Raw genomic sequence first — 21,921 nt, 5'->3', positions numbered from 1 at the left:
GTACGCATGATTGCTGTGCATGCACGTTACCGTGGTCGCGAAAAAGGTCGCGCCGCGTTCGTCGAGTCCTCGGCTCACGCGCTCTCGACGCTTCCGGGTGTTTCGCCGTTCGAAGTCATTGGCGTTGAGGATATCCGCGCAACAGTGGATGGGCCGGAGACAGCACTTAACCTCATTATGGCGCTGCTGTCAGATGGTAATTGGGCTGTCGGCCTGGGAATCACGCGCAGGCGACGAGCAGAGTTTGCCGCCACTGAGGCTGTCGGCACACGTGCAGCGCAAGTGAAAGTTATCACGGATGCTCATGCGCCTGATACCGAGGCAGAAGATATCTCAGCGACGTTTGCCCTGCTGGCGCACATTCTGCATAAGCGAACGTTTGAAGGCCGCGAAGCCACATCGCTCGTGCGCTCTGGGCTCAACCAAAATGAAGCCGCAGCGCAACTAGGCATTTCTAAACAGGCAATGAGCCAGCGCCTGCAGGCCGCCGGGTGGCAGGCCGAGCAGGCTGGCTGGAAACTCGCGCTACACCTTATGCGTCGGGCGAGTCATTAGATTCAATTGCCCGGTGTTCGCCCTTTTGGGCAACTTGCGGCGTTTCGGTCGGGGTAGAGACTTCGTCGAATGCGCTTGTCGGATCCGGGTCGTCGACGTGCTTGTTCGCGACGGCACGCGCCTCTGCAAGTGCCCGAGCAAGTTCGGGATCAGTGGAGGTATCAAACCACTGGTCCGTGCTGTCGTCTTCGCCGGCCATAGCGCGCGTTTGTGAATCTGCACGCTGGGGTTCGTAGCGGAACACTCCGTCGCTGTCCTTGCCAGCGAACGCCTTGGCGAACTGCTCCAAAGAATCGCCAAAGCTGTTCGGAATCATCCACATCGTTGATGCTTCATTGGCCGCGATCTTAGGCAGCTTCTCCAGGTACTGGTACGCAAGCATCTCCGGCGTCACCTCTGAGGACTTGATCGCCGCGTTGACTTTCTGAATGGCTCGCGCTTCACCTTGCGACTCAAGATATTTCGCCGCACGCTCGCCTTCCGCGCGTAGAATCATCGCCTGGCGCTCAGCTTCAGCCGCGAGAATAGCAGCGTGCTTCTCGCCTTCAGCAGAGAGGATTCGTGCCTGCTTTTCACCTTCGGCAGTCTTGATGTCCGACTCGCGCTTACCTTCGGCGGTAAGGATCATGGCGCGCTTTTCGCGGTCGGCTTTCATCTGCATTTCCATCGATTGCTGAATAGATGGTGGCGGATCAATCGCTTTCAGCTCAACGCGGCTAATACGCAGTCCCCACTTGGCGGTAGCAGCGTCAAGCTCACCCCTCAGACGCCTGTTAATAGTTTCTCTCGAGGTTAGCGTTTCCTCAAGTGTCATCCCGCCGACGACATCACGCAACGTCGCGACGGATATTTGCTCAACACCTACCAAGTAATTATCGACGCCGTAAATAGCCTTTGCCGGATCGTTAATCTGAAACGTCACCACAATATCAATTGCGACGGTGAGGTTGTCCTGCGTAATTACTGCTTGCGGAGGAAACGAAACGACCCTCTCGCGCGTATCAACGCGCGCTCTAACACGATCAATAAACGGCACCAGTAGTGTTAGCCCACCGGAAACGGTCCGTGTATAGGACCCCAGACGTTCAATAACTGCTGACTCACCTTGCGGGATTAGCTTCACAGATGCGAGCAGCACCGCGATTACCAAGATGAGCAGCAGCCCCAGTATTACCAAGGCCATTATGGCGACTCCTTCCATACGACGGCGATTGGGCCGTCAATATCTGAAACGATGACTGTGGAACCAGACTTAATGGTGTGGCTTGGATCAATTGCTCTCGCGGACCAAAGCGATCCGTCCAGTTGAATCTGACCGCTGCTCGGCGTGATCTCCTCAACCACTTGTGCACTCGCGCCAATGAGTGATTGGCCAAGCTCCCCCACCGCAGATGGGCGGCGCAAGCGCCTGTGCAAGTAAGGCCGGAGGAGGAACCAGAAACCGGCCGAAGCAACTACAAACGCCCCGATTTCAACCCCCAAAGGCACCTCGGCAAGCGCAATAGCAGACGTAGTAAGCGCCCCTGCTGCAATCATGAGGAACGTGAACTCCCCTACGGCGAGTTCAGCAACTGCGAATGCTACGGCAATGCCTAGCCAAATAAGACTACCCACGGCTTCACTATACAAAAACGATTCGGTCAGCAGTCGGATTTCTTAAGCTGCGGATTGGTGACAAAATCCACGAGTCGCTCAACTGCGCCGATAAGGGTGGAATCAAGATCTCGGTATGTCTCGACAGCATCGTCGACACGCCGCCAGCCATCCTTCGGGCTGCCCCACCCGGCACGTTGGCAAACCCCTGTCTTCCAATCCTCTCCGTAAGGCACCTTTGGCCAGTTCTTCAACCCAACTCGTTCCGGCTTTACGGCTTCCCAAATGTCGATGTATGGGTGGCCTGTGACAAGTACGTGTGGGCCTACCCCCTCGACGAGGCGGGACTCTTTTGTGCCGTCGATGAGGTGGTCAGCAAGCACACCGATGCGTCGCCCCGGTCCCGGGTGGAACTCCTCCAGCCTGTCGCTCAAGTTGTCAAGCCCCTCAAGATACTCAACGACGACACCTTCGACTTTGAGGTCGTGCCCCCATACCTTCTGTACGATAGCGGCGTCGTGAATACCTTCCACCCAAATACGGCTAGGCTGCGCAACTTTCGCTTTCGCGTTAACTACTTTTCGTGAACCGGAGTTTGAGCGGGTGCTCGATTCCTGCTGCGGAGCGACATAGCGGTGTAAGGAGACTCGCTGTCCCTCTACTTCGAAGGCTCCGGGAAGCATCTTAAAAAGGCGTTGTTGTCCGTGCCTGTCCTCGAGACGAACGAAATCACCGTCGTACGTACGCTCAAAACCAACTACGGCTCCCACGAATTCGTCGCCCACAATCTCGACGATGATGCCTGGCTCTGCGGGGATGCTGGGATACTTGGGCTTCTTGTTGCGCGAATGCCCTTGGAAAATATCTCCGCTGTAACGATTATCCGGTGTCATAGTGGCACTAGTCTATCGGTTACCATCAGACGAATGAATCTTCGCGCGCATGTTTACTCGCCACTGCAAAACACTGCGGTGTGGATCGCAGCGTGGTTGTATCACGTGACGTCGACAGACGAAACGCTCGCAGCACTTGACGAGCTCGGTGGAGGCCACCATTATGGCACCGGTGGGGGCGTAGAATTGCTCACCGAAATTCGCAGGGTAGCTAATCTTGAGTCCCGCGAGCCGGTCGTGCGGCTAGTCCTAGGTGGAGCGGGCGACACTCCTGCTCTGTGGGCTCATACAGCAGCGGCGGAAGCAATGACGGATGCAGGAGCCTTGATCATCATCGGGGCAGAAGGGCTCTATCACATTCTCATTCCGAGCTTCGAAACAGACGGCGTGCACTGGCGTTGGTTCGAGGATTATCGACGCCCACCCGAACCAGACTGGCTATCTCCTGGTGAGGCCGACCAAATGCTGAGAAGCGCAACAGATCAAGCTGCGATGATGATTGAGGCCGTCGCCCAGCCCAACGAAACGCTGTCCTCACCCCGACTGACGGTCGGCCATATCACCGATTTCTATGACACCCCAGGATTGCCAATTGCCACCACGCCAAGGGCAGCGCAGATTTTTGCGCGCGCGGATAGAGTCTCGGCGATCGTCGAGACGGTGACAGACCGGCTGGGAGATCACTCTTTTGATCAGCACTTGCTCGTATTGGGAAGGAGCATCCGAAGAGCGCGAACAGCAGGCGTTGCGGAAGCCGTTCGCGATTTTCGGGCTACTCGGTAACGTGCGGACGAATCGGAGCGCAGCAATCAGTGTGGCAAGGAACACCATTTTCGGTGCAGCCCTGCACCGAAATCGTGGACAGCGTAGGAGGCGTCGTGCCGCGGCTAATGCATTCTGCAATGTCAACGATCATCGATGCGAACCGCGGCTCGAGACCGATAGTCGGGACCCTGGTGAATTCAACGCCGAGCTTGTCGCACTCAGCCTTCAATTCGGTATCGAGATCCCACACAACCTCCATATGGTCAGTCAAGAACCCGATCGGCACGCAAACGATGTGAGTGACTCCCTGTTGATGGAGCTCCTTGACGCGGTCGATAATATCGGGCTCTAGCCACGGAGTCTGCGGGTTGCCGGAACGCGATTGCCAAACGTTTTCGTAAGTCTCTACTCCTGCATGCTCTGCGACGAGGCGCGAAGCCTCAAGGACCTGTCGCGAGTAAAGATGTGCGTCCTCGTGGCCGCCAGCGGCGGCATCTGCAGCTGTGGGAATTGAGTGCGCCGAGAAGAGGATCCGGGTCGTTCGCAAAGCCTTGTCATCAAGTGACTCCATTGCTTGCTTCAACGAATCACCCATGAGCCGGACAAACGTTGGGTGCCCGTAGAACTGCCACAGTTTTGTGAAATGCAGCTCAGGGTGTGCCTGGTGCAACCGAGCAATATCCTCATCATACTGACGGCAAGCGGAGTAACCGCCCCAAGCGCTCGTAGCGAAAACGAGGATGTTCCGATGCCCAGCTTCTGAGATTTCGCGTGCGGTATCTTCTGCGAAAGGATGCCAATTCCGATTTCCGAAATAGACCGGAAGATTATGCCCCCGCCTACTCAGCTCGGCACGAAGCTGCTCGATGATTTCTAGATTTTGGCCATTAATTGGGCTCACTCCACCGAAGTGGAAATAGTGCTCACCAACTACTTTCAACCGCTCTTTCGGGATGCCCCTGCCGCGTGTGACATTTTCGAGGAATGGAATTACTTCGTCCTCCCCTTCTGGTCCACCGAAAGAGAGCACGAGCAACGCATCGAAATTTTTGAATGCCATGGGGAATGATTCTAATGAACTAAAGCAGACGGACTGCATTCGCTGACATACCAGACCAACGAACTGGAGCAATCTGAACATTCTGGCCAGCTTGGGGAGCCTCGATCATCATGCCGTCGCCGAGGTAAATTGCCACGTGCTGACTGCCGCCAGGGCCCCAGAACAAGAGATCGCCACGTTGTGCTTCACTCGGCGCAACTGGAGTTCCTCGCTGGTACTGGTAGCCCGTGTAGTGCGGCAGCGAAATTCCTACGCCAGCAAAGGCGTAGAGTACAAGCCCAGAGCAATCGAATCCAGACATGCTCCCGCCATTCACACCCACGGTTGGACCATTCGCGTCACCACCGCCCCAAACATACGGCGTACCGATCATCGCTTCGGCACGTGCGATTACTGTCTCTACAGACGAGGAATTTGCCGACGGTGCTAAGGCAGACCGAACTTCATTCGTAATCGACTCGAAAGTGCCAACTGCAGGAACGACCTGCGACAGATCGGAAGTAGCAGAGTCAGGCTGACCAGCGGAGGAATCAGCAGCCAGAACACTATTGAGTCCCTGTGCGAAAGCAGCAATGACGTCACTTGTGCTCGAGCCTCCATAGGGGTTCGCTGTTTCGCTGTGATCAGGCTGAGAGGAACCAACGAGGGCTTCAGAAGCGACGATGGTTGCCGCTTGGGTCAGCAAGTCAGTGACATCGCTCCCCTCGGAGTACTCGAGCCGCGGCGTATCTGCCTGGTTGGAGACCTCCACATATCCACCTGTACGCTGCGCCGTATTCACGGCTTGTACTAGTGCTTGTTCATTTGGAACCTCAGCTCCGGGGGCAATTTCGTTCATTCGTTCTTCGACGGCGTCAAGAAGCTCAGGCGAAACCTCATACGTTTCAGCTGGAGTCTCCTGAACCTCAGCTGACTGCGGCGCAGGGCTATTTGAGATGCCACGTTCCTGCGCGACGTCGCTCTCGATGCTGTTCAACTCCGCAGATGCAGCCTCGCGCTGCTCAATGACATCGTCTAGTTGTGAAGACAGAGAGGCAAGCTCATCACGCGTAGCGGATTCTGCGGCCGCAGCTTCGTCCGCAGCCTGCTGCGCAACTTCACTGGCCTGGCGCTGCAGAGATTCATCGTTCGCAGCCTCGAGGCGTGCTTGCTCAACTTCGGCGAGCTTTTGCTGTTTTTCCTCGCTTCGTTGACGGAGAAAGAGTGAACGGTCAAGTACATCCTTTTGCGATTGCTCTCCACCGAGTGCCTGAATCGGGCTTCCACCAGCGGAGTTGCGATACTGCGACCGAGTCACTGCGGATAGCTCAGCACGAGCTTTCTCAACTGCCGCCTGCGATTCCTCCAGACGACGCTTCGCCTCCTCAGCACCGCGGCGTGCCTGCTCAGAACGAGACTGAGCATCATGGAGGTCTACAAAAGCACGATTTGCCGCTTCCCGTAGTTGACCAATTTTCAGGTCTAGTTCGGCGATCTCAGCTTGCGATGCTGAAAGCTTGGCTACTAGAGCAGACGCAGTTGACTGCGCTGCGGGAGCAGCAACAGCAGGGCCCACAGGAGAGCTCAATGAAAAAGCCAACGCGAAACTGGTTGAACAAGCAAGGGTGCTGGACCAAACCTGGCGAGCACGCGTTCGCGTGCTCTTCGACGGGGTAACCACGAAGGTGCTCCTCACGCCGCACCCAACATCAACTCATGCAAAGTCTCACGCCGGGCAAGCAAGCGAGTGACTAGCTCGCTGTCAGGCAAACCCGACCTGTGAAGACTCCGCGTGCTGAGACGAGTACGGCTCTGTTAAATCGACTACTGAAAACAGCCTCACGGTTGTGTACGACGCAAACATAGACGTGGTTTGACTGGACCACACGTGTCAAAAGTCAGTGCAACTTCCTTGACTAGAGGAAAGCTCTGGCACGTTTGCAACACACCTCAGCTCATGAGGCAACAAACAAACCATACGACACTTAACTGATTTGTTACACAAACTTTATCTTCAGTAACAGAAGTTAAGGATTTTCACTTGACGACGAGAGCCCTAACCTTGGATTATGTAGGCACAAAAGTGGCAGTGTGATTATTGTCACTTAAAAGTCGCTAATCGAAACGTCAAGGCTCTACGCCTGACGCCAATTCTGGATAGCGGTGGCTCCACACGTGACGATGAGGACTACTGCAACCGCAATCAATACCGAAATCCAATCAAGCTGCCTAGAGGATGCCTCTTGCAGAAACTGCGCCACCCCATCTTCGTAGCTTGAGGCCCGTACAGAGGCGAGCTGGCCAGCCTCGATTGAGGACCGTGGAAACTTTTCTGATGTAGCAATGGCGACATCGGGCGTTCGGATATAGATAGTTTCGATTCCGGTGGCAAGATTGAGGTCTTGCGCCAGATCTCTTAACTCAGGAATGCGGGGAGGCGTCGAGTCGAGAAAAACGAGCCCCACATTAAGGCCAGAATGATCATGCGCGCTCGACAAGGTGGAAGATAGTGACTGTTCCAGGCTGCCGGTGCCTTCATTGGCAGTCTCGAATGCGATACCGTCAATATTGAGCTGATCTACAAGGCTATCGAATCGTGGGTCTGGATTTTGGTATTGCATGTCGCGGCTACATTCCTCTGTGGTCGATGGGCCCCTCATTCTATCCTGTATGGCGATAGTCACCTTGCACTCCCCCGTACAGTTCGCCTTAACTGCGGAGATTGTTGGGTTGTGCCCCAAATGGGGGGTTTAGCTCCATTTTTTCTCAAATCTTCCCTGTTGGACAACAAACATTACATCCGTACTGTTATCATTGCTACGCATAGGCGGTTAATCGCATATCTTTGAGGTTGACCGTTTGGACCTTGTTCCAATTTATCTGGTTTACGACGAGAAACGGAGCTTACTGTGACCGAAAGCAAGAACTCCTTTAACGCCAAGAAGTCGCTTCAGGTCGGCGAGAAGTCTTATGACTACTTCGCACTTGATGCGGTTGAAGGCATGGAGAAACTTCCATACTCCCTCAAGGTTCTTGGTGAAAACCTCCTCCGCACTGAGGATGGCAAGAACGTGACCAAGAAACACATCGAGGCTATTGCGAACTGGGATCCAGATGCCGAGCCATCTGTAGAAATTCAGTTCACCCCTGCCCGCGTCCTTATGCAGGACTTTACCGGTGTTCCTTGTGTCGTGGACCTGGCCACCATGCGTGAGGCAGTTTCCACACTCGGCGGTGATCCTGATCAGGTCAACCCGCTGAACCCAGCAGAGATGGTCATCGACCACTCTGTGATCATCGAGGCGTTCGGTTCCACCAACGCTCTCGACAAGAACGTCGCAATCGAGTACCAACGCAACGAGGAGCGCTACCAGTTCCTGCGTTGGGGTGCTGAGAACTTCTCGAACTTCCGCGTTGTGCCACCGGGGACCGGTATCGTTCACCAGGTCAACATTGAGTACCTCTCCCGTGTTGTATTCGATAACGATGGCGTTGCATACCCAGACACCTGTATTGGTACCGACTCCCACACCACCATGGAAAATGGCCTTGGCATCCTGGGCTGGGGCGTTGGCGGTATTGAGGCTGAGGCTGCAATGCTTGGCCAGCCAGTTTCGATGTTGATCCCACGCGTTGTCGGATTCAAGCTCACCGGTGAGATTCCTGCCGGCGTCACCGCTACCGATGTTGTGTTGACGATTACCGAGATGCTGCGCGAGCACGGCGTGGTTCAGAAGTTCGTCGAGTTCTACGGCAATGGTGTAAAGCAGATCCCGCTTGCAAACCGTGCGACGATCGGCAACATGTCGCCTGAGTTCGGCTCCACCTGTGCGATCTTCCCAATCGATGAAGAGACCATCAACTACCTGCACCTTACCGGTCGTTCCCAGGAGGACATCGACCGTGTGGAGGCATACGCGAAGGCTCAGGGCATGTGGCTTGAGCAGGACGCCCCAGAGGCGAAGTACTCCGAATACTTGGAGCTTGATCTCTCAACGGTCGTTCCGTCAATCGCTGGCCCGAAGCGTCCGCAGGACCGCATCCTCCTGTCCGAATCCAAGGACACCTTCCGTAAGCAGCTGCCGGACTACAACGATGCTGGCAACGAGACCTTTGAGCCAGTTCGTGCGGCGAAGGTTGAGACAGTTGACTTCAATCAGTCCTGGCCTGCAAATGGAGAATCTGCAGCGGTCGGCGCAGAGGGTCGTGCTTCGAAGCCCGTTATCGTTGAGTCGCCGCAGGGTGGCGAGTACACCCTGGATCACGGCATGGTTGCGATTGCAGCTATTACTTCCTGCACCAACACTTCCAACCCATCGGTCATGGTTGGCGCTGCTCTGCTCGCACGCAAGGCTGCGGAAAAGGGTCTGAAGGCGAAGCCATGGGTTAAGACAATCATGGCACCGGGTTCCCAGGTTGTCGACGGCTACTACGAACGCGCCGATCTCTGGAAGGATCTCGAGGCTGTTGGCTTCTACCTCACCGGCTTCGGCTGTGCATCCTGCATCGGTAACTCTGGTCCTCTGCCAACAGAGGTCTCCGACGCTATCAACGAGTACGACCTGACCGCGACCGCAGTCCTGTCTGGCAACCGTAACTTCGAGGGCCGCATTTCTCCTGACGTCAAGATGAACTACTTGGCTTCGCCTCTGCTCGTCATCGCCTACTCCATCGCTGGCACGATGGACTTCGATTTCGAGACCCAGCCACTCGGCCAGGACCAGGATGGCAACGACGTCTTCCTGAAGGATGTATGGCCATCAACTGAGGAGATTGAATCCACCATTGCTGGCACAATCTCCCGTGAGATGTACGAGGCTGACTACGCCGACGTCTTCAAAGGTGACAAGCAGTGGCAGGATCTGGATATCCCAACCGGCAAGACATTCGAGTGGAACGACGATTCCACGTACATCCGCAAGGCCCCGTACTTTGATGGAATGCCAGCTGAGCCAAACGACGTTTCGGACATCGATGGTGCTCGCGTCCTTGCCAAGTTGGGTGACTCTGTAACGACGGACCACATCTCCCCTGCTTCGTCCATCAAGCCAGGTACGCCGGCAGCAAACTACCTCGATGCAAACGGCGTCAAGCGCCAGGACTACAACTCCTTCGGCTCACGTCGTGGTAACCACGAGGTCATGGTTCGCGGTACCTTTGCCAACATCCGTCTCCGCAACGAGCTTGTTGAAGACGCTGGTGGCTACACTCGCGACTTCACCCAGGAAGGTGCACCGCAGGCATTCATCTACGATGCTGCACAGAACTACCAGGCCGCTGGTATTCCGCTTGTCGTCCTGGCAGGCAAGGAATACGGCACTGGTTCTTCCCGCGACTGGGCCGCAAAGGGCACGAAGCTGCTCGGCGTCCGCGCTGTCATCGCTGAGTCCTTCGAGCGTATTCACCGTTCGAACCTCATCGGCATGGGCGTGCTTCCACTGCAGTTCCCAGAAGGAAAGTCTCACGCATCGCTCGGGCTCGACGGCACAGAGACGATCTCCATTAGCGGCATCACAGCGTTCAATGAGAACGGAACGATCCCTGAGACCGTCCGTGTATCCGCAACGAAGGATTCCGGCGAGACCGTAGAATTCGACGCTGTAGTCCGCGTAGATACACCAGGTGAGGCTGAATACTACCGTCACGGCGGTATTTTGCAGTACGTTCTTCGCCAGATGGTCAAGAACTAACACCGTAGTTACGTAACACGCTTGAGGGGTCTCCGCGGTATGTGGTGACCCCTTAAGTCTTTCTTTTTCTCCAATGCAATTATTAAGTAGCTCGAAAGGTTGGGCGCCTGACTATGCCGATCATTAGTGATGCAGAGCTCGCGCGGCGTCGCAAAGAAATCTTGGATGCGTCGAGAGCATGCTTCGCCAAGTATGGGTTTGAAGGAGCTACCGTAGCTCGTTTGGAAAAGGCCACTGGCAAAACGCGTGGTGCTATTTTTCATCACTTCGTAGACAAGGAAACGTTGTTTCTCGCCATCGCCAGCGAGGACGCTGAACGCCAAGCTGAGGTAGTTAGCCGACAGGGGCTCGTAGAAGTTATGCACGACCTCTTGCAACATCCGGAAGAAAATGACTGGTTCGTGACGCGTTCTGAGATTGTTCGAAAGCTCCGCACGGATCCTGCATTTGAGGCTCGGTGGAGGAAGCACCAGGAAGTACTTGATGAGGCCGTGCGGAAAAGGCTGGAATCGAATACGGCGATGCGGCAAGATGTGCCAATTGAAGTAATGCAGACCTATCTAGAGACAGTTCTGGAAGGGTTCATAATCAAATTGGCCGCAGGTGAGCCACCAGAGCAGCTGGAAGCAATGCTAGACGTTGTCGAGCAGTCTGTTCGATCTTCGGTTTCTAGCTAGCTACCGGGCGATATAGACTGTTCGTCATGTCTAAGTTGCTTATGGTGTCGCTGCGAAATGGTGAGATCGGTGCTGACGTTGCTCACGCCGAGTACAACGACGTACTCAAAGCGACGAAGATGGATCAGACAGCTATAGAGCTCTGTCATATCTCTGACGAGCACGCCCAGCTGAAGTCACTGGATTCAGTTGAAGGCGTGATCGTTGGAGGCTGCTCTTTAAACGTTTCAGATGCACATACCTCAGCGTGGGCGCAGCATGTAGATGCTGTGCTCACTGAGGTTGTGGAATCTGGAAAACCCGTGTTCTTCGTTTGTTTCGGAACGAGCTGGCTGGTGCACTACCTCGGAGGAAACATCGTTCACACGCATCCAGAGGACTCTGGCCCGACACAGGTTTCGCTTTCAGACGCCGGTAAACGTGACGTACTGCTTCAGGGGTTCCCAGGGAACTTCACAGCGCTGACCGGACATACCGAGAATCCTGACGAGTCCACCCTCCCGCCCTCACTTGAGATATTGGCAGTTGGGAATAGTTGTCCGGTTCAGATGATTCGGTACGGTGATCATGTTTGGGCGACGCAATTTCATGCGGAGATGGATGCCAAAGCAATGCAGACTCGTATGGACTTCTTCGCTAACTATGGGTACTTCTCTCCGGAAGACTACGACAAGATCGTAAAGGGGCTGCCTCTTCACGATGTTTCGTGGGCAAACAGAATTTTACAATCATTTACGCAATACTGCGTGGGTTGAGTAGAAACAACTTGTTTCTGGTAGCTAGAATTCCTACTTATGCATGCAATCATCACAACCACAGGTAAAGACCGTGTAGGCATCATCGCAGGAGTTGCGATCGCCGCGGCTGAGGTAAACCTCAATATCGTAGATGTTTCCCAAACTCTCATGGATGACTTCTTCACCATGATCATGCGTGTGGAACTTCCCGAAGGCGATGTAAACATGGAATCACTGCAAACTCACCTTTCAGCAGCTGGTGAATCTTTGGGGGTCATTGTTCGGATCCAGTCCGAGGACCTTTTCACCGCCATGAACGAAATCTAGGGAGGGGTTGCTGTGGCTGTTGATTTTGATTTCAAGTCCCAACACATTCTTGACGTCATCAAGATGATTGAGGACTACCGGCTGGACATTCGTACTGTAACAATGGGAATCTCACTCATCGGTTGTACACGTCCCACTATGGATGCAACGTGCCAGGCGGTCTACGACAGAGTGACGACGAAGGCAGCCCGTCTGGTAGAAGTTTGCCAGGACATTGAACGCGAGCTCGGTATTCCCATTGTGAACAAGCGAGTCTCCGTTTCTCCCATTGCTTTGGTCGCAGCTGGGGTGGACGGCAATCCGGTCGACATTGCAAAAGCGCTTGACAAAGCGGCGGGTGAGCTGGGAGTCAACTTCGTAGGTGGTTACTCGGCGCTCGTTGAAAAGGGGGCAACCACCTCTGATATGCGTCTCATCGAGTCCATTCCGGAGGCATTGACCGTCACGGAGAACGTGTGTGGCTCGGTGAACATCGCTACTTCCCGTGCTGGTATCAACATGGATGCTGTCGCGAAGATGGGGCGCGTCGTGAAAGAGGCAGCGGAGCTGACCAAAGACCGTTCTTCGATTGCGTGCGCAAAGCTTGTTGTGTTCGCAAATGCTGTGGGTGATAACCCATTTATGGCCGGAGCGTTCCATGGCATTGAGGAGCCTGACGCGGTTGTTTCAGTTGGTGTATCAGGCCCTGGTGTCGTCGACAATGCGATCCAGCGGCTCGGAAAAGCCAGCTTGAACGAGGTAGCTGAAGAGATCAAGAAGGCTGCGTTCAAGATCACCCGCGCAGGCCAGCTGGTTGGCAACCTTGCTTCAGAACGTCTCGGAGTGCCATTTGGCATCGTCGATCTCTCCTTGGCACCGACCGCTGAAGTTGGTGACTCCGTTGCGCATATCCTCGAACACATGGGGCTAGAGCAGGTTGGCACGCACGGCACGACGGCTGCGCTCGCGCTTCTTAACGACGCCGTCAAAAAAGGCGGCATGATGGCCTGCTCCCGTGTCGGAGGGCTTTCTGGATCCTTTATTCCGGTTTCGGAAGATAAGGGCATGATCGACGCGGTCCGCGCTGGATCCATCAGTATGGACAAGCTCGAAGCGATGACGTCGATCTGCTCTGTCGGGTTTGACATGATCGCCATCCCCGGCGACACCTCGGCGGAAACGATCGCGGGGATGATCGCTGATGAGGCTGCAATCGGCGTCATGAACCATAAGACCACCGCAGCGCGCCTCATCCCCGTACCGGGCACCAAGCCGGGCGACGAGGTGAACTTCGGTGGCCTCCTTGGCTACGCCCCTGTAATCGAGGTAGGTACAAAACAAAATACGGAGTTTATTCAGCGCGGTGGCTTCATCCCTGCGCCGGTCCACGGGTTCCGGAATTAAACACCCCAGCGGTGGGGCTTACTTCCTCCCGAAGAGGAAGTAAGCAATCCATCCAAACATATTCACGCCGCCCACGGCAGGGCCCCATACCCACTTCGAGCCGCGGATTTTCCGGTTATCAGTCCTGGCCAAATGAACTAGCGCCGTAATTTTGCCCAGTAAATCGATGGAGGCGAGCGATGCAATGAGCCTGCGCTCCTGCGCGGACATGCCGCTCCAGCTATTACGTACGTCAAGTAACAGTGTTTCGAATCGTGTCGTATTCACGACCTCCACGTTACACTGAGTCGACTACGCCAATTCGACGATCTCCATATACTCGTCGCTCCACAGGTCTTCATCGCCTTCAGGCATGATGATCACTCGCTCTGGCTCGAGTGCTTCGACAGCTCCAGGGTCGTGCGTGACGAGAACGACAGCGCCGGTATAGGTTTTCAGCGCATCCAATACTTGCTGTCGGGACTGCGGATCCAAGTTGTTTGTCGGCTCGTCAAGAAGAAGGACATTTGCGCGCGAGGAAACGAGCGTTGCCAGCGCTAACCTCGTTTTCTCACCACCAGACAGTGTTCCAGCTGGCTGGTCTAGCTTGTCTCCCGAGAACATGAACGCCCCGAGTAGACCGCGTAGATCCTGCTGCCCTGCATCGCGGCAGGCTTCGATCGTGTTCTCCCAGACTGTTTTGTTACCGTCGATCGTGTCGTGCTCCTGGGCGAAGTACCCGATCTTGAGGCCATGCCCTGACACGATTCCGCCTTCCCCATCCGTGCGTTCAACGCCAGCAAGTAACTTGAGCAGCGTCGTCTTGCCTGCACCATTGGTGCCAAGCACTACAACTCGGGATCCTTTATCAACAGCTAGATCGACGCCAGCGAACACTTCGAGGGAGCCATACATTTTGGTAAGGCCCTTGCCAAACAAGGGTGTCTTGCCGCATGGTGCTGGCTTCGGAAAGGAAATAGACGCTACTTTATCCGCTACACGAATGTCATCAAGCTCACCCATCATGCGCTCAGCGCGAGCAAGCATCTGTTTAGCAGCTGCAGCCTTCGTCGCCTTCGCTCCGAGTTTGGCCGCTTGTTTTTGCAGTGCGGAAGCTTTCTTTTCCGCATTAGCGCGTTCACGGCGGCGTCGTGCTTCATCGAGTGCCCTGGCATCCTGGTACTTCTTGAAGCCCATGTTGTAGACATCAGCCTCAGCGCGCACTGCATCAAGGAACCAAATCTTATTGCATACTGCCTCAAGCAACTCAACATCGTGCGAAATCATGATCAAGCCACCATCGTGCTTGCTCAAGAACGAACGCAGCCATGTAATAGAGTCCGCGTCGAGGTGGTTAGTGGGCTCGTCGAGAAGCAGTGTGGTTTGGGACTTTCCAGAACCCGCCCGAGAGGCGAAAAGGATCTGTGCCAACTCCACGCGACGGCGTTGACCACCGCTGAGGGTACTGAGCTGTTGGTCGAGCACTCGTGCTGGAAGCCCGAGGTTGTCACATATCTGCGCAGCCTCTGCGTTCGCCTCGTAACCGCCTAGCGCGTGGTACTGCTCTTCGAGCCGGGAAAACTTCTCGATTGCTTTATCACGGGTCGCACCATCTGACTCTTCCATGATGGAACGCTGCCGATCCATCGAGCGTTGGATCTGATCAAGGCCTCGCGCCGAAAGAACGCGATCTCGGGCACTCTGCTCGATATTGCCTTCTTTGGAGTCTTGTGGCAGGTATCCGATCTCGCCAGTACGAGTAACCGTGCCCGCGTAGGGTTCTGTTTCACCTGCGATGATTCGCATCGTAGTGGTCTTCCCGGCACCATTTCGGCCGACGAGACCGATTCTGTCACCAGGTTGAACACGGAGATGCTGCCCAGGCGCTTCGAGAAGCGTCCGGGCTCCTACACGGACTTCGAGATCATTAGTAACAATCACAAAGGGTTACTCTACAAGGCCGCGTGAGTAGACGAAAACGTGGTCTAAACAGCGAAACCTAGTGCACGCAACTGCTCGCGCCCTTCTTCCGTAATCATCTGCGGTCCCCATGGTGGCATCCACACCCAATTGATGACGACTTCATCACACACAGTATTCGTCGTGATAGCGTGATCAGCTTGTTCTTCGATGACATCGGTAAGCGGGCAAGCCGGCGAAGTCAACGTCATGTTGACGACTGCTCGGTGGACATTATCGTTAGTTTCTACCCACACGTCATAGACAAGTCCAAGGTCAACAACATTGATACCCAACTCGGGGTCAATGACGTCGTGTAGGTACTCCTCTACTTCACCACAGATTTTGAGCTGTTCCTCGGTCTGTGCTGGCCGCTCGTCGCCATCGCCAAGGTTCGAAGTGTGATCGTTATCCACCATATTTTCGCCTTTCTATTTGTCTAACGCCTCGGACGTGGCGGCTTCAAATGCTTTCCAGCCCAACAACGCACACTTGACGCGAGCTGGGAACTTAGAAACACCTGCGAACGCAATGCCATCGCCGATGGCTTCCGGATCCCCTTCTTTGGTCCCGCGAGAGGTGATCATTTCCTCAAACGAGTGCAACTTTTCCATCGCATCCGCAACAGGTAGCCCCACCAGTTCTTCTGTCATCACACTGGTTGAGGCTTGGGAGATCGAGCAACCTTGAGCATCGTAAGAGACGTCTTCAACCGTCTTTCCGTCGGCAGACAGGTGCACACGCAGCGTCAGCTCATCACCGCAAGATGGGTTGACGTGGTGCACCTCCGCTTCGTACGGTTCGCGCAGCCCCTTATGCCGTGGGTTCTTGTAATGGTCCAAGATCACTTCTTGGTACATAGACTCTAGGTTCATCGTCTAGGAATCCTCCTCGACTCCGAAGAAGCGGCGCGCTTCGCGAATGGCTTCAACCAAGGCGTCTACTTCCTCTTTGGTGTTGTACAGGTAGAAACTTGCTCGAGAGGTTGCCTGCACCTCGAGTTCTCTGTGAGCGGGCCACGCGCAGTGGTGGCCGGTGCGGATAGCAACACCGTGAGCATCAAGCACCTGTCCTAAATCATGCGGATGCACGCCATCGACGGTAAAAGCGATCGCACCGCCGCGCTGTTCAGCCACCGCAGGACCAGCGATAACTAATCCTGGAATCTCTTGCATTCGTTCCAGGGCATACTCCGTCAACATATGCTCGTGGCGTTGGACATTTTCCATTCCGATGGATTCCAAGAACTCGACGGCAGCACCAAGGCCAACGACCTGGCTTGTCATCTGCGTGCCAGCTTCGAACCGTTGGGGCGTCGGCGCATACGTCGAAGAGTCCATCTTGACGATCTCGATCATGGATCCACCTGTCAAAAATGGTGGAAGTTCCCTGAAGATCGACTTTCTCGCGTATACGGCGCCCACACCAGAAGGTCCACACATCTTATGCCCTGAGAACGCTGCAAAGTCGACGTCAAGCTCGTGAAAGTTAACAGGCATATGCGGAACAGATTGGCACGCATCAAGGACCGTGAGTGCTCCTACTGCGCGAGCACGCCTCACGATTTCATCGACGTCCGCTACTGCACCAGTTACGTTTGATTGGTGCGTGAACGCAACAACTTTTACAGTATCGTCGAGTTCCAAGCTGTCAAGGTCGATGCGTCCATCAGCAGTCATCGAGTACCACTTGAGCGTTGCTCCAGTGCGGCGGGCCAGTTCTTGCCAAGGCACGAGGTTCGCGTGGTGCTCCAGTTCAGTGACAACAATCGTGTCTCCGCGTTTGATCTGGTGCTTACCGGCACGATCATCACCAAGAACATATGCGACGAGGTTCAGAGCCTCAGTAGCGTTCTTCGTGAATGCAATCTCCTCCCCGTCAGCACCAACAAAGTTAGCGATACGCTCACGGGCAGTTTCATAAGCGTCTGTCGCCTCCTCAGCCAGTTGGTAGGAGCCACGATGGACTGGTGCAAATGTGTTCAGGACGAATTCTTGCTCAGCGTTCCACACAGACTGCGGACGCTGGGACGTAGCCCCGGAGTCCAAATAGACGAGGGGCTTCCCATCGCGCACGGTCCGACTCAGGATCGGGAACTCTGCGCGAATCGCGTCTGTGTTCAGTGTTCCATCGGAATGTAAGTATCCCATTAGATGAACTTTTCGTATCCCTCTGCCTCGAGAACATCAGCCAACGAGGCGTCGCCAGTCTGGATGACCTTGCCATCCGAGAAGATGTGAATGAAGTCAGGCTTCACATACTCCAGGATCCGCTTGTAGTGGGTGATCATTAGGACACCGCCGTTGGTTTCTTCCTGGTAGCGGTTGATCCCCTCGGATACGATTCGCAGCGCATCGACGTCAAGGCCGGAGTCCGTTTCGTCCATCACAGCAAACTTCGGCTTGAGCAACGACAACTGCATGACCTCATGTCGCTTCTTCTCACCGCCAGAAAAGCCTTCGTTGACCGAACGCTCAGTGAAGGAAGAGTCCATCTTCAACAAGTCGCGAGCATCATTGAGTTCACGAACCCAATCGCGAAGCTTCGGCGCTTCCCCACGAACAGCAGTCACAGCAGAGCGCATAAAGTTCGAAGAAGAGACGCCCGGCACCTCAACTGGGTACTGCATTGCCAGGAAGAGTCCGGCGCGAGCGCGTTCGTCGATATCCATCTCGAGGATGTTCTCACCATCGAGGAGTACTTCGCCTTCAGTAACTTCGTAGCGTGGATGACCAGCGAGCGTGTAGGCAAGCGTGGACTTACCGGAACCATTCGGCCCCATGATGGCGTGAGTCTCTCCGCCCTTAATAGTGAGGTTTACGCCCTTGAGAATCGGCGTTGGCTCTTGACCTTCCTCGGTCGGCAGGACGTTTGCGTGGAGGTTCTTGATTTCCAGGGTAGACATTGTTTTACTGATTCCTTTTCGTTTTACTGGTTCGTTTGCTCGAGCTCTCCGGCCACACGTGCAACGAGTTCTTCACGGAGGTCTTCGAGCGGGACCTGATTGAGGACCTCGTTAAAGAATCCGCGAATGATCAAGCGCGTGGCTTCGTCCTCAGGGATGCCCCTGGACCGGAGATAAAACACTTGCTCGTCATCGAACCGACCAACGGTTGCGGCATGGCCGGCTCCAGCGATTTCACCAGTCTCGATCTCGAGGTTTGGAATTGCGTCAGCGCGAGCACCATCCGTCAAGACCAGGTTCCGGTTCGTTTCATATGTATCTGTGCCGTGCGCGCCTGCGCGAATCAGCACATCACCGACCCAGCAGGTTCGTGCTTCTGGCAGATCCGACGCCTTGTCGCCTTGCAACGCACCCTTGTACAGCACGTTCGACCGGCAGTTCGGAACGCTGTGGTCGACCAGCATACGGTTTTCGATGTACTGACCCGCGTCCGCAAAGTAAACGCCGTTGAGCTCGACGTCTGCCCCCGGAGCTTGGAACTTTACGCGTGGGGTGATGCGCACGATCTCGCCACCGAAAGCTGCGACGTTGTGGCGCAGTACCGAATCGCGCTCCATCAAGATGGACTGTTGACCAATGTGTACTGCGTCCAAGTCCCAGTCCGTATCTACGACTGCGCGTACGTGCGCGCCTGCGCCGATATGCCAATTGACGTTGTCTGCATGCACACCTGTGCCGGTGTACTTGACAACGATGTCAGCCTCTGCATGGGTCCCAACTTCAAAAAGGATCGTTGCAAAGGATGTCACGTCGGCGCCGGCACCAGTGATGGTGACGGTGATGGGCTTGGACAACTTGCTGTTACCAGGCACGGTAATCAAGGTGCCGGTTTTCGCGCTCGACCATGCTTGTGCAGCAACGCGGTCTACGGGCGCGCCGGCTACTTTGAGCTGATCGTCAGCTGCGTCAAGCTCCGTGACGACGACCTCATCTGGCGCATCAATCGTGATCTGGGCGTCAGCCTGTTGCGGGAACTCCCCGTTGTGCAGACCTCGGATGCGGCGAAGTGGAATGAACCGCCAGACTTCGTCACGTCCACGTGGAACGGGAAAATCCTCAACATTGAACGACGAAAACAGATCTCCCTTGTTGTTGTGAGGAGTTGCATTCGATACGGGATTAATCGTTGAAGTCATGGTGATTAGCCCACTGATCCTTCCATTTGCAATTCAATCAGACGGTTGAGCTCCAGGGCGTACTCCATCGGGAGCTCCTTGGCAATAGGCTCGACGAAGCCACGGACAATCATCGCCATAGCTTCTTCTTCGGCAATACCGCGGGACATCAGGTAGAACAGCTGCTCTTCAGAGACCTTGGAGACTTTCGCCTCGTGTCCGAGCGTAACCCGATCGTTCCTAATGTCGTTGTACGGGTAAGTGTCAGAACGAGAAATGTCATCGACAAGCAACGCGTCGCACTCAACGTTCGAGGCGGAATCATGCGCGTTTGCGTTGATCTGTACCAGGCCACGGTAGGCCGCGCGTCCGCCACTGCGCGCAACTGACTTTGAAACGATTGAACTCGAGGTGTGCGGAGCCATGTGTGTCATCTTGGCACCGGTGTCCTGGAACTGTCCTTCACCAGCAAATGCGACGGAAAGCACTTCGCCACGGGCATACTCGCCAGTCATCCAGACTGCTGGGTACTTCATCGTCACCTTTGAACCGATATTGCCGTCGACCCACTCCATCACTGCGCCCTCTTCGGCCTTAGCGCGCTTGGTGACGAGGTTGTAAACGTTGTTCGACCAGTTCTGGATCGTGGTGTACCGGCAGCGGCCACCTTTCTTCACGATGATTTCAACGACCGCGGAGTGAAGCGAGTCGGACTTGTAAATCGGGGCGGTGCATCCTTCTACGTAGTGGACGTAGGCGTCCTCATCAACGATGATGAGCGTGCGCTCGAACTGGCCCATGTTCTCGGTATTAATACGGAAGTATGCCTGGAGCGGGATATCGACGTGGACGCCCGGCGGAACATAGATAAACGAACCGCCTGACCATACTGCCGTATTCAGAGCTGAGAACTTGTTATCGCCAGCGGGGATGACCGAGCCGAAGTACTCCTTAAAGATGTCCTCGTGCTCGCGAAGCGCGGTGTCAGTGTCTACGAAGATGACACCCTTCTTTTCGAGATCCTCACGAATCTGGTGGTAGACAACCTCAGATTCGTACTGCGCAGCAACACCAGCGACTAGGCGCTGCTTTTCTGCCTCAGGAATGCCAAGCTTGTCGTACGTATTCTTAATGTCTTCAGGAAGGTCATCCCAGCTCGTAGCTGGTTGCTCCGTAGAGCGGACATAGTACTTAATGTTGTCAAAGTCGATGCCACTCAGGTCTGCGCCCCAAGTCGGCAGTGGCTTCTTTTCAAAAATGTCCAAAGCCTTGAGGCGCTGTTCCAGCATCCATTCTGGCTCTTCCTTAATGCCAGAAATGTCCTTGACTACCCCAGCGTTAAGACCACGCTTTGCTGCCTGCCCGGCAGCGTCTGGGTCGTGCCACCCGTAGTTGTAGCTACCGATTGACTCGATAATCTCTTCGTCGTTCATTGGTTTCTCTAAACCGGGTGCGGGATTAGCTTTCGTCATTATTTTCCGCTCCTTTCAGATACGTTATTTTTCGGCCCGTGAACAGCAGCGAGTGGAATGTTTGTTGTGCAGACACCATTGCCCTCTGTAATGGAGGCAAGTGGTTGGATATGTCGGCCTACGATCTTAGCGATCATTTCTTGCTCTGCTTCGCAAATTTCGGGATGCGCAGACGCTACTTGTGACACCGGGCAGTGATGCTGACAAATTTGAATTCCAGTCCCTGCCTGAGTCACCGAGGCAACATAGCCGTGACGCTCTAAAACGGACACGACTTCGAGCACGACTGATTCAAGGTCGCCACTGCTTGATCGCTCCGAAATCGGCTCCACTTCTTCAAGGATGCGTTCAATCCTAGTTTTGGCGAACTCTTTGACTGCTTCATGGCCGCCAAGTTCTTCAAGAGCTTCGATTGCATCAAGCGCCATATTCTCATAGTTGCTACCGAAGCTTTCTCGGCCTTCTTCCGTCAAGCAGTAGTGCTTCGCGGGACGGCCTCGCGGTGGCTCTTCTCCAGCAACCGGCAGTGGCTCACACGTCTCAATGAGTCCAGCCTCAGTGAGCTTATCCAGGTGCCGACGGATACCGGCAGCTGAAATTCCAGTTTGCTCACCAAGTGTTGATGCAGTCACCGGTCCGCTTTTCAGCAAGAGCGCCATCACTCGCTTGCGAGTGCCACCGTCAACTGACCGCGCTTGGTTCAACACTGGCTCACCTCGCTTCGATCTGCTTTGATCTCTGACTTTCCAACCGATTGGCTGTACACCGACCG

The 21,921-nt window shown here is 55.0% G+C and carries 22 protein-coding genes; 7 read left to right on the top strand and 15 right to left on the bottom strand.

From position 1 onward, the window contains the following. The first annotated feature begins 6 nt into the window (after nt 1-6). Nucleotides 7-555: a MarR family transcriptional regulator gene (locus tag KBX13_RS01700; RefSeq protein WP_252930876.1), complete on the top strand. Its 549-nt coding sequence runs from the start codon at nt 7-9 to the stop codon at nt 553-555. On the opposite strand, the gene KBX13_RS01695 is transcribed toward KBX13_RS01700, so the two are convergent. The 3 genes from KBX13_RS01695 to KBX13_RS01685 are packed head-to-tail and all read right to left on the bottom strand — an operon-like array spanning nt 533 to nt 3,041. Next, on the bottom strand, nt 533-1,738 hold the full coding sequence (locus KBX13_RS01695) for an SPFH domain-containing protein (RefSeq protein ID WP_205634850.1): 1,206 nt from the start codon (nt 1,736-1,738) through the stop codon (nt 533-535). The two genes, KBX13_RS01700 and KBX13_RS01695, sit on opposite strands and share 23 nt — an antisense overlap. After that, on the bottom strand, nt 1,738-2,169 hold the full coding sequence (locus tag KBX13_RS01690) for an NfeD family protein (RefSeq protein ID WP_256020409.1): 432 nt from the start codon (nt 2,167-2,169) through the stop codon (nt 1,738-1,740). The genes KBX13_RS01695 and KBX13_RS01690 overlap by 1 nt, the downstream gene beginning before the upstream one ends. A 26-nt stretch (nt 2,170-2,195) precedes the next feature. Next, the gene (locus tag KBX13_RS01685; protein WP_256020408.1) at nt 2,196-3,041 is read right to left on the bottom strand and encodes a DUF3097 domain-containing protein; all 846 of its coding nucleotides are present in this window, start codon (nt 3,039-3,041) and stop codon (nt 2,196-2,198) included. Between the two features lie 33 nt (nt 3,042-3,074). Between KBX13_RS01685 and KBX13_RS01680 the strand changes: the two genes are divergently transcribed. Next, entirely contained in the window at nt 3,075-3,824 is a 750-nt protein-coding gene (locus KBX13_RS01680; RefSeq protein ID WP_070362450.1) for a hypothetical protein, read from the top strand. On the opposite strand, the gene KBX13_RS01675 is transcribed toward KBX13_RS01680, so the two are convergent. From KBX13_RS01675 to KBX13_RS01665, 3 genes are all read right to left on the bottom strand, one after another. Beyond that, nucleotides 3,814-4,866 (bottom strand): ferrochelatase, encoded by a 1,053-nt coding sequence (locus tag KBX13_RS01675; RefSeq protein WP_256020406.1) that lies wholly within the window; start codon nt 4,864-4,866, stop codon nt 3,814-3,816. The genes KBX13_RS01680 and KBX13_RS01675 overlap by 11 nt on opposite strands. Nucleotides 4,867-4,885: 19 nt before the next feature. Beyond that, the gene (locus tag KBX13_RS01670) at nt 4,886-6,433 is read right to left on the bottom strand and encodes an NlpC/P60 family protein (protein ID WP_070977206.1); all 1,548 of its coding nucleotides are present in this window, start codon (nt 6,431-6,433) and stop codon (nt 4,886-4,888) included. Nucleotides 6,434-6,980: 547 nt separating this feature from the next. Then, on the bottom strand, nt 6,981-7,466 hold the full coding sequence (locus KBX13_RS01665; RefSeq protein ID WP_252930872.1) for a DUF6676 family protein: 486 nt from the start codon (nt 7,464-7,466) through the stop codon (nt 6,981-6,983). A gap of 288 nt (nt 7,467-7,754) precedes the next feature. Between KBX13_RS01665 and acnA the strand changes: the two genes are divergently transcribed. From acnA to KBX13_RS01640, 5 genes are all read left to right on the top strand, one after another. Then, nucleotides 7,755-10,535 (top strand): aconitate hydratase AcnA, encoded by a 2,781-nt coding sequence (acnA, locus tag KBX13_RS01660; RefSeq protein WP_256008161.1) that lies wholly within the window; start codon nt 7,755-7,757, stop codon nt 10,533-10,535. Between the two features lie 113 nt (nt 10,536-10,648). Beyond that, the gene (locus KBX13_RS01655) at nt 10,649-11,212 is read left to right on the top strand and encodes a TetR/AcrR family transcriptional regulator (RefSeq protein WP_070362446.1); all 564 of its coding nucleotides are present in this window, start codon (nt 10,649-10,651) and stop codon (nt 11,210-11,212) included. A 26-nt stretch (nt 11,213-11,238) separates the two neighbouring features. After that, nucleotides 11,239-11,967 carry a glutamine amidotransferase gene (locus tag KBX13_RS01650; RefSeq protein WP_070362445.1) on the top strand — a complete coding sequence of 243 codons (729 nt, stop codon included), beginning with the start codon at nt 11,239-11,241 and terminating at the stop codon, nt 11,965-11,967. Nucleotides 11,968-12,006: 39 nt separating this feature from the next. Then, nucleotides 12,007-12,276 carry an ACT domain-containing protein gene (locus KBX13_RS01645; protein ID WP_070362444.1) on the top strand — a complete coding sequence of 90 codons (270 nt, stop codon included), beginning with the start codon at nt 12,007-12,009 and terminating at the stop codon, nt 12,274-12,276. Nucleotides 12,277-12,288: 12 nt separating this feature from the next. Next, complete coding sequence (locus KBX13_RS01640; protein WP_256000199.1) at nt 12,289-13,659, top strand: PFL family protein; 1,371 nt, start codon at nt 12,289-12,291, stop codon at nt 13,657-13,659. A gap of 18 nt (nt 13,660-13,677) precedes the next feature. On the opposite strand, the gene KBX13_RS01635 is transcribed toward KBX13_RS01640, so the two are convergent. Genes KBX13_RS01635 through KBX13_RS01595 form a run of 9 tightly spaced genes read right to left on the bottom strand, consistent with a single transcriptional unit; the run spans nt 13,678 to nt 21,856 of the window. After that, the gene (locus tag KBX13_RS01635; protein ID WP_143000871.1) at nt 13,678-13,926 is read right to left on the bottom strand and encodes a PLD nuclease N-terminal domain-containing protein; all 249 of its coding nucleotides are present in this window, start codon (nt 13,924-13,926) and stop codon (nt 13,678-13,680) included. A gap of 24 nt (nt 13,927-13,950) precedes the next feature. After that, nucleotides 13,951-15,579, bottom strand: coding sequence for an ABC-F family ATP-binding cassette domain-containing protein (locus KBX13_RS01630; protein ID WP_256020405.1), 1,629 nt, complete (start codon nt 15,577-15,579; stop codon nt 13,951-13,953). Between the two features lie 44 nt (nt 15,580-15,623). Continuing rightward, on the bottom strand, nt 15,624-16,016 hold the full coding sequence (locus KBX13_RS01625) for a metal-sulfur cluster assembly factor (RefSeq protein WP_070362441.1): 393 nt from the start codon (nt 16,014-16,016) through the stop codon (nt 15,624-15,626). A 12-nt stretch (nt 16,017-16,028) separates the two neighbouring features. Next, on the bottom strand, nt 16,029-16,472 hold the full coding sequence (gene sufU / locus KBX13_RS01620) for a Fe-S cluster assembly sulfur transfer protein SufU (RefSeq protein WP_070362440.1): 444 nt from the start codon (nt 16,470-16,472) through the stop codon (nt 16,029-16,031). Nucleotides 16,473-16,475: 3 nt separating this feature from the next. Beyond that, complete coding sequence (locus tag KBX13_RS01615; protein ID WP_252930870.1) at nt 16,476-17,747, bottom strand: cysteine desulfurase; 1,272 nt, start codon at nt 17,745-17,747, stop codon at nt 16,476-16,478. Further along, a complete protein-coding gene (gene sufC, locus KBX13_RS01610; protein ID WP_070362438.1) occupies nt 17,747-18,502 on the bottom strand; it encodes a Fe-S cluster assembly ATPase SufC in 756 nt (251 codons plus the stop codon). Before sufC ends, KBX13_RS01615 begins: the two co-directional genes overlap by 1 nt. A 23-nt stretch (nt 18,503-18,525) precedes the next feature. Further along, nucleotides 18,526-19,698, bottom strand: a complete 1,173-nt coding sequence (gene sufD, locus KBX13_RS01605) for a Fe-S cluster assembly protein SufD (RefSeq protein ID WP_070362437.1) — start codon at nt 19,696-19,698, stop codon at nt 18,526-18,528. A gap of 5 nt (nt 19,699-19,703) precedes the next feature. After that, complete coding sequence (sufB, locus tag KBX13_RS01600; RefSeq protein WP_070362436.1) at nt 19,704-21,149, bottom strand: Fe-S cluster assembly protein SufB; 1,446 nt, start codon at nt 21,147-21,149, stop codon at nt 19,704-19,706. Beyond that, nucleotides 21,149-21,856 (bottom strand): metalloregulator ArsR/SmtB family transcription factor, encoded by a 708-nt coding sequence (locus KBX13_RS01595; protein ID WP_071572611.1) that lies wholly within the window; start codon nt 21,854-21,856, stop codon nt 21,149-21,151. Before KBX13_RS01595 ends, sufB begins: the two co-directional genes overlap by 1 nt. Nucleotides 21,857-21,921: the final 65 nt, after the last annotated feature.

The sequence above is a fragment of the Corynebacterium sp. CCUG 51687 genome, assembly GCF_024453995.1.
In the GTDB taxonomy this organism is placed as follows: domain Bacteria; phylum Actinomycetota; class Actinomycetes; order Mycobacteriales; family Mycobacteriaceae; genus Corynebacterium; species Corynebacterium pseudogenitalium.
This window is presented reverse-complemented; position numbering and strand designations above follow the sequence as displayed.

Bases quoted from the DNA above. Each gene is read 5' to 3' on its own strand.
- KBX13_RS01700 (WP_252930876.1), top strand. From the start codon at position 7: ATGATTGCTGTGCATGCACGTTACCGTGGTCGCGAAAAAGGTCGCGCC.
- KBX13_RS01695 (WP_205634850.1), bottom strand. From the start codon at position 1,738: ATGGCCTTGGTAATACTGGGGCTGCTGCTCATCTTGGTAATCGCGGTG.
- KBX13_RS01685 (WP_256020408.1), bottom strand. From the start codon at position 3,041: ATGACACCGGATAATCGTTACAGCGGAGATATTTTCCAAGGGCATTCG.
- KBX13_RS01680 (WP_070362450.1), top strand. From the start codon at position 3,075: ATGAATCTTCGCGCGCATGTTTACTCGCCACTGCAAAACACTGCGGTG.
- KBX13_RS01675 (WP_256020406.1), bottom strand. From the start codon at position 4,866: ATGGCATTCAAAAATTTCGATGCGTTGCTCGTGCTCTCTTTCGGTGGA.
- KBX13_RS01665 (WP_252930872.1), bottom strand. From the start codon at position 7,466: ATGCAATACCAAAATCCAGACCCACGATTCGATAGCCTTGTAGATCAG.
- KBX13_RS01655 (WP_070362446.1), top strand. From the start codon at position 10,649: ATGCCGATCATTAGTGATGCAGAGCTCGCGCGGCGTCGCAAAGAAATC.
- KBX13_RS01650 (WP_070362445.1), top strand. From the start codon at position 11,239: ATGTCTAAGTTGCTTATGGTGTCGCTGCGAAATGGTGAGATCGGTGCT.
- KBX13_RS01645 (WP_070362444.1), top strand. From the start codon at position 12,007: ATGCATGCAATCATCACAACCACAGGTAAAGACCGTGTAGGCATCATC.
- KBX13_RS01625 (WP_070362441.1), bottom strand. From the start codon at position 16,016: ATGGTGGATAACGATCACACTTCGAACCTTGGCGATGGCGACGAGCGG.
- sufU (WP_070362440.1), bottom strand. From the start codon at position 16,472: ATGAACCTAGAGTCTATGTACCAAGAAGTGATCTTGGACCATTACAAG.
- KBX13_RS01615 (WP_252930870.1), bottom strand. From the start codon at position 17,747: ATGGGATACTTACATTCCGATGGAACACTGAACACAGACGCGATTCGC.
- sufC (WP_070362438.1), bottom strand. From the start codon at position 18,502: ATGTCTACCCTGGAAATCAAGAACCTCCACGCAAACGTCCTGCCGACC.
- sufD (WP_070362437.1), bottom strand. From the start codon at position 19,698: ATGACTTCAACGATTAATCCCGTATCGAATGCAACTCCTCACAACAAC.
- sufB (WP_070362436.1), bottom strand. From the start codon at position 21,149: ATGACGAAAGCTAATCCCGCACCCGGTTTAGAGAAACCAATGAACGAC.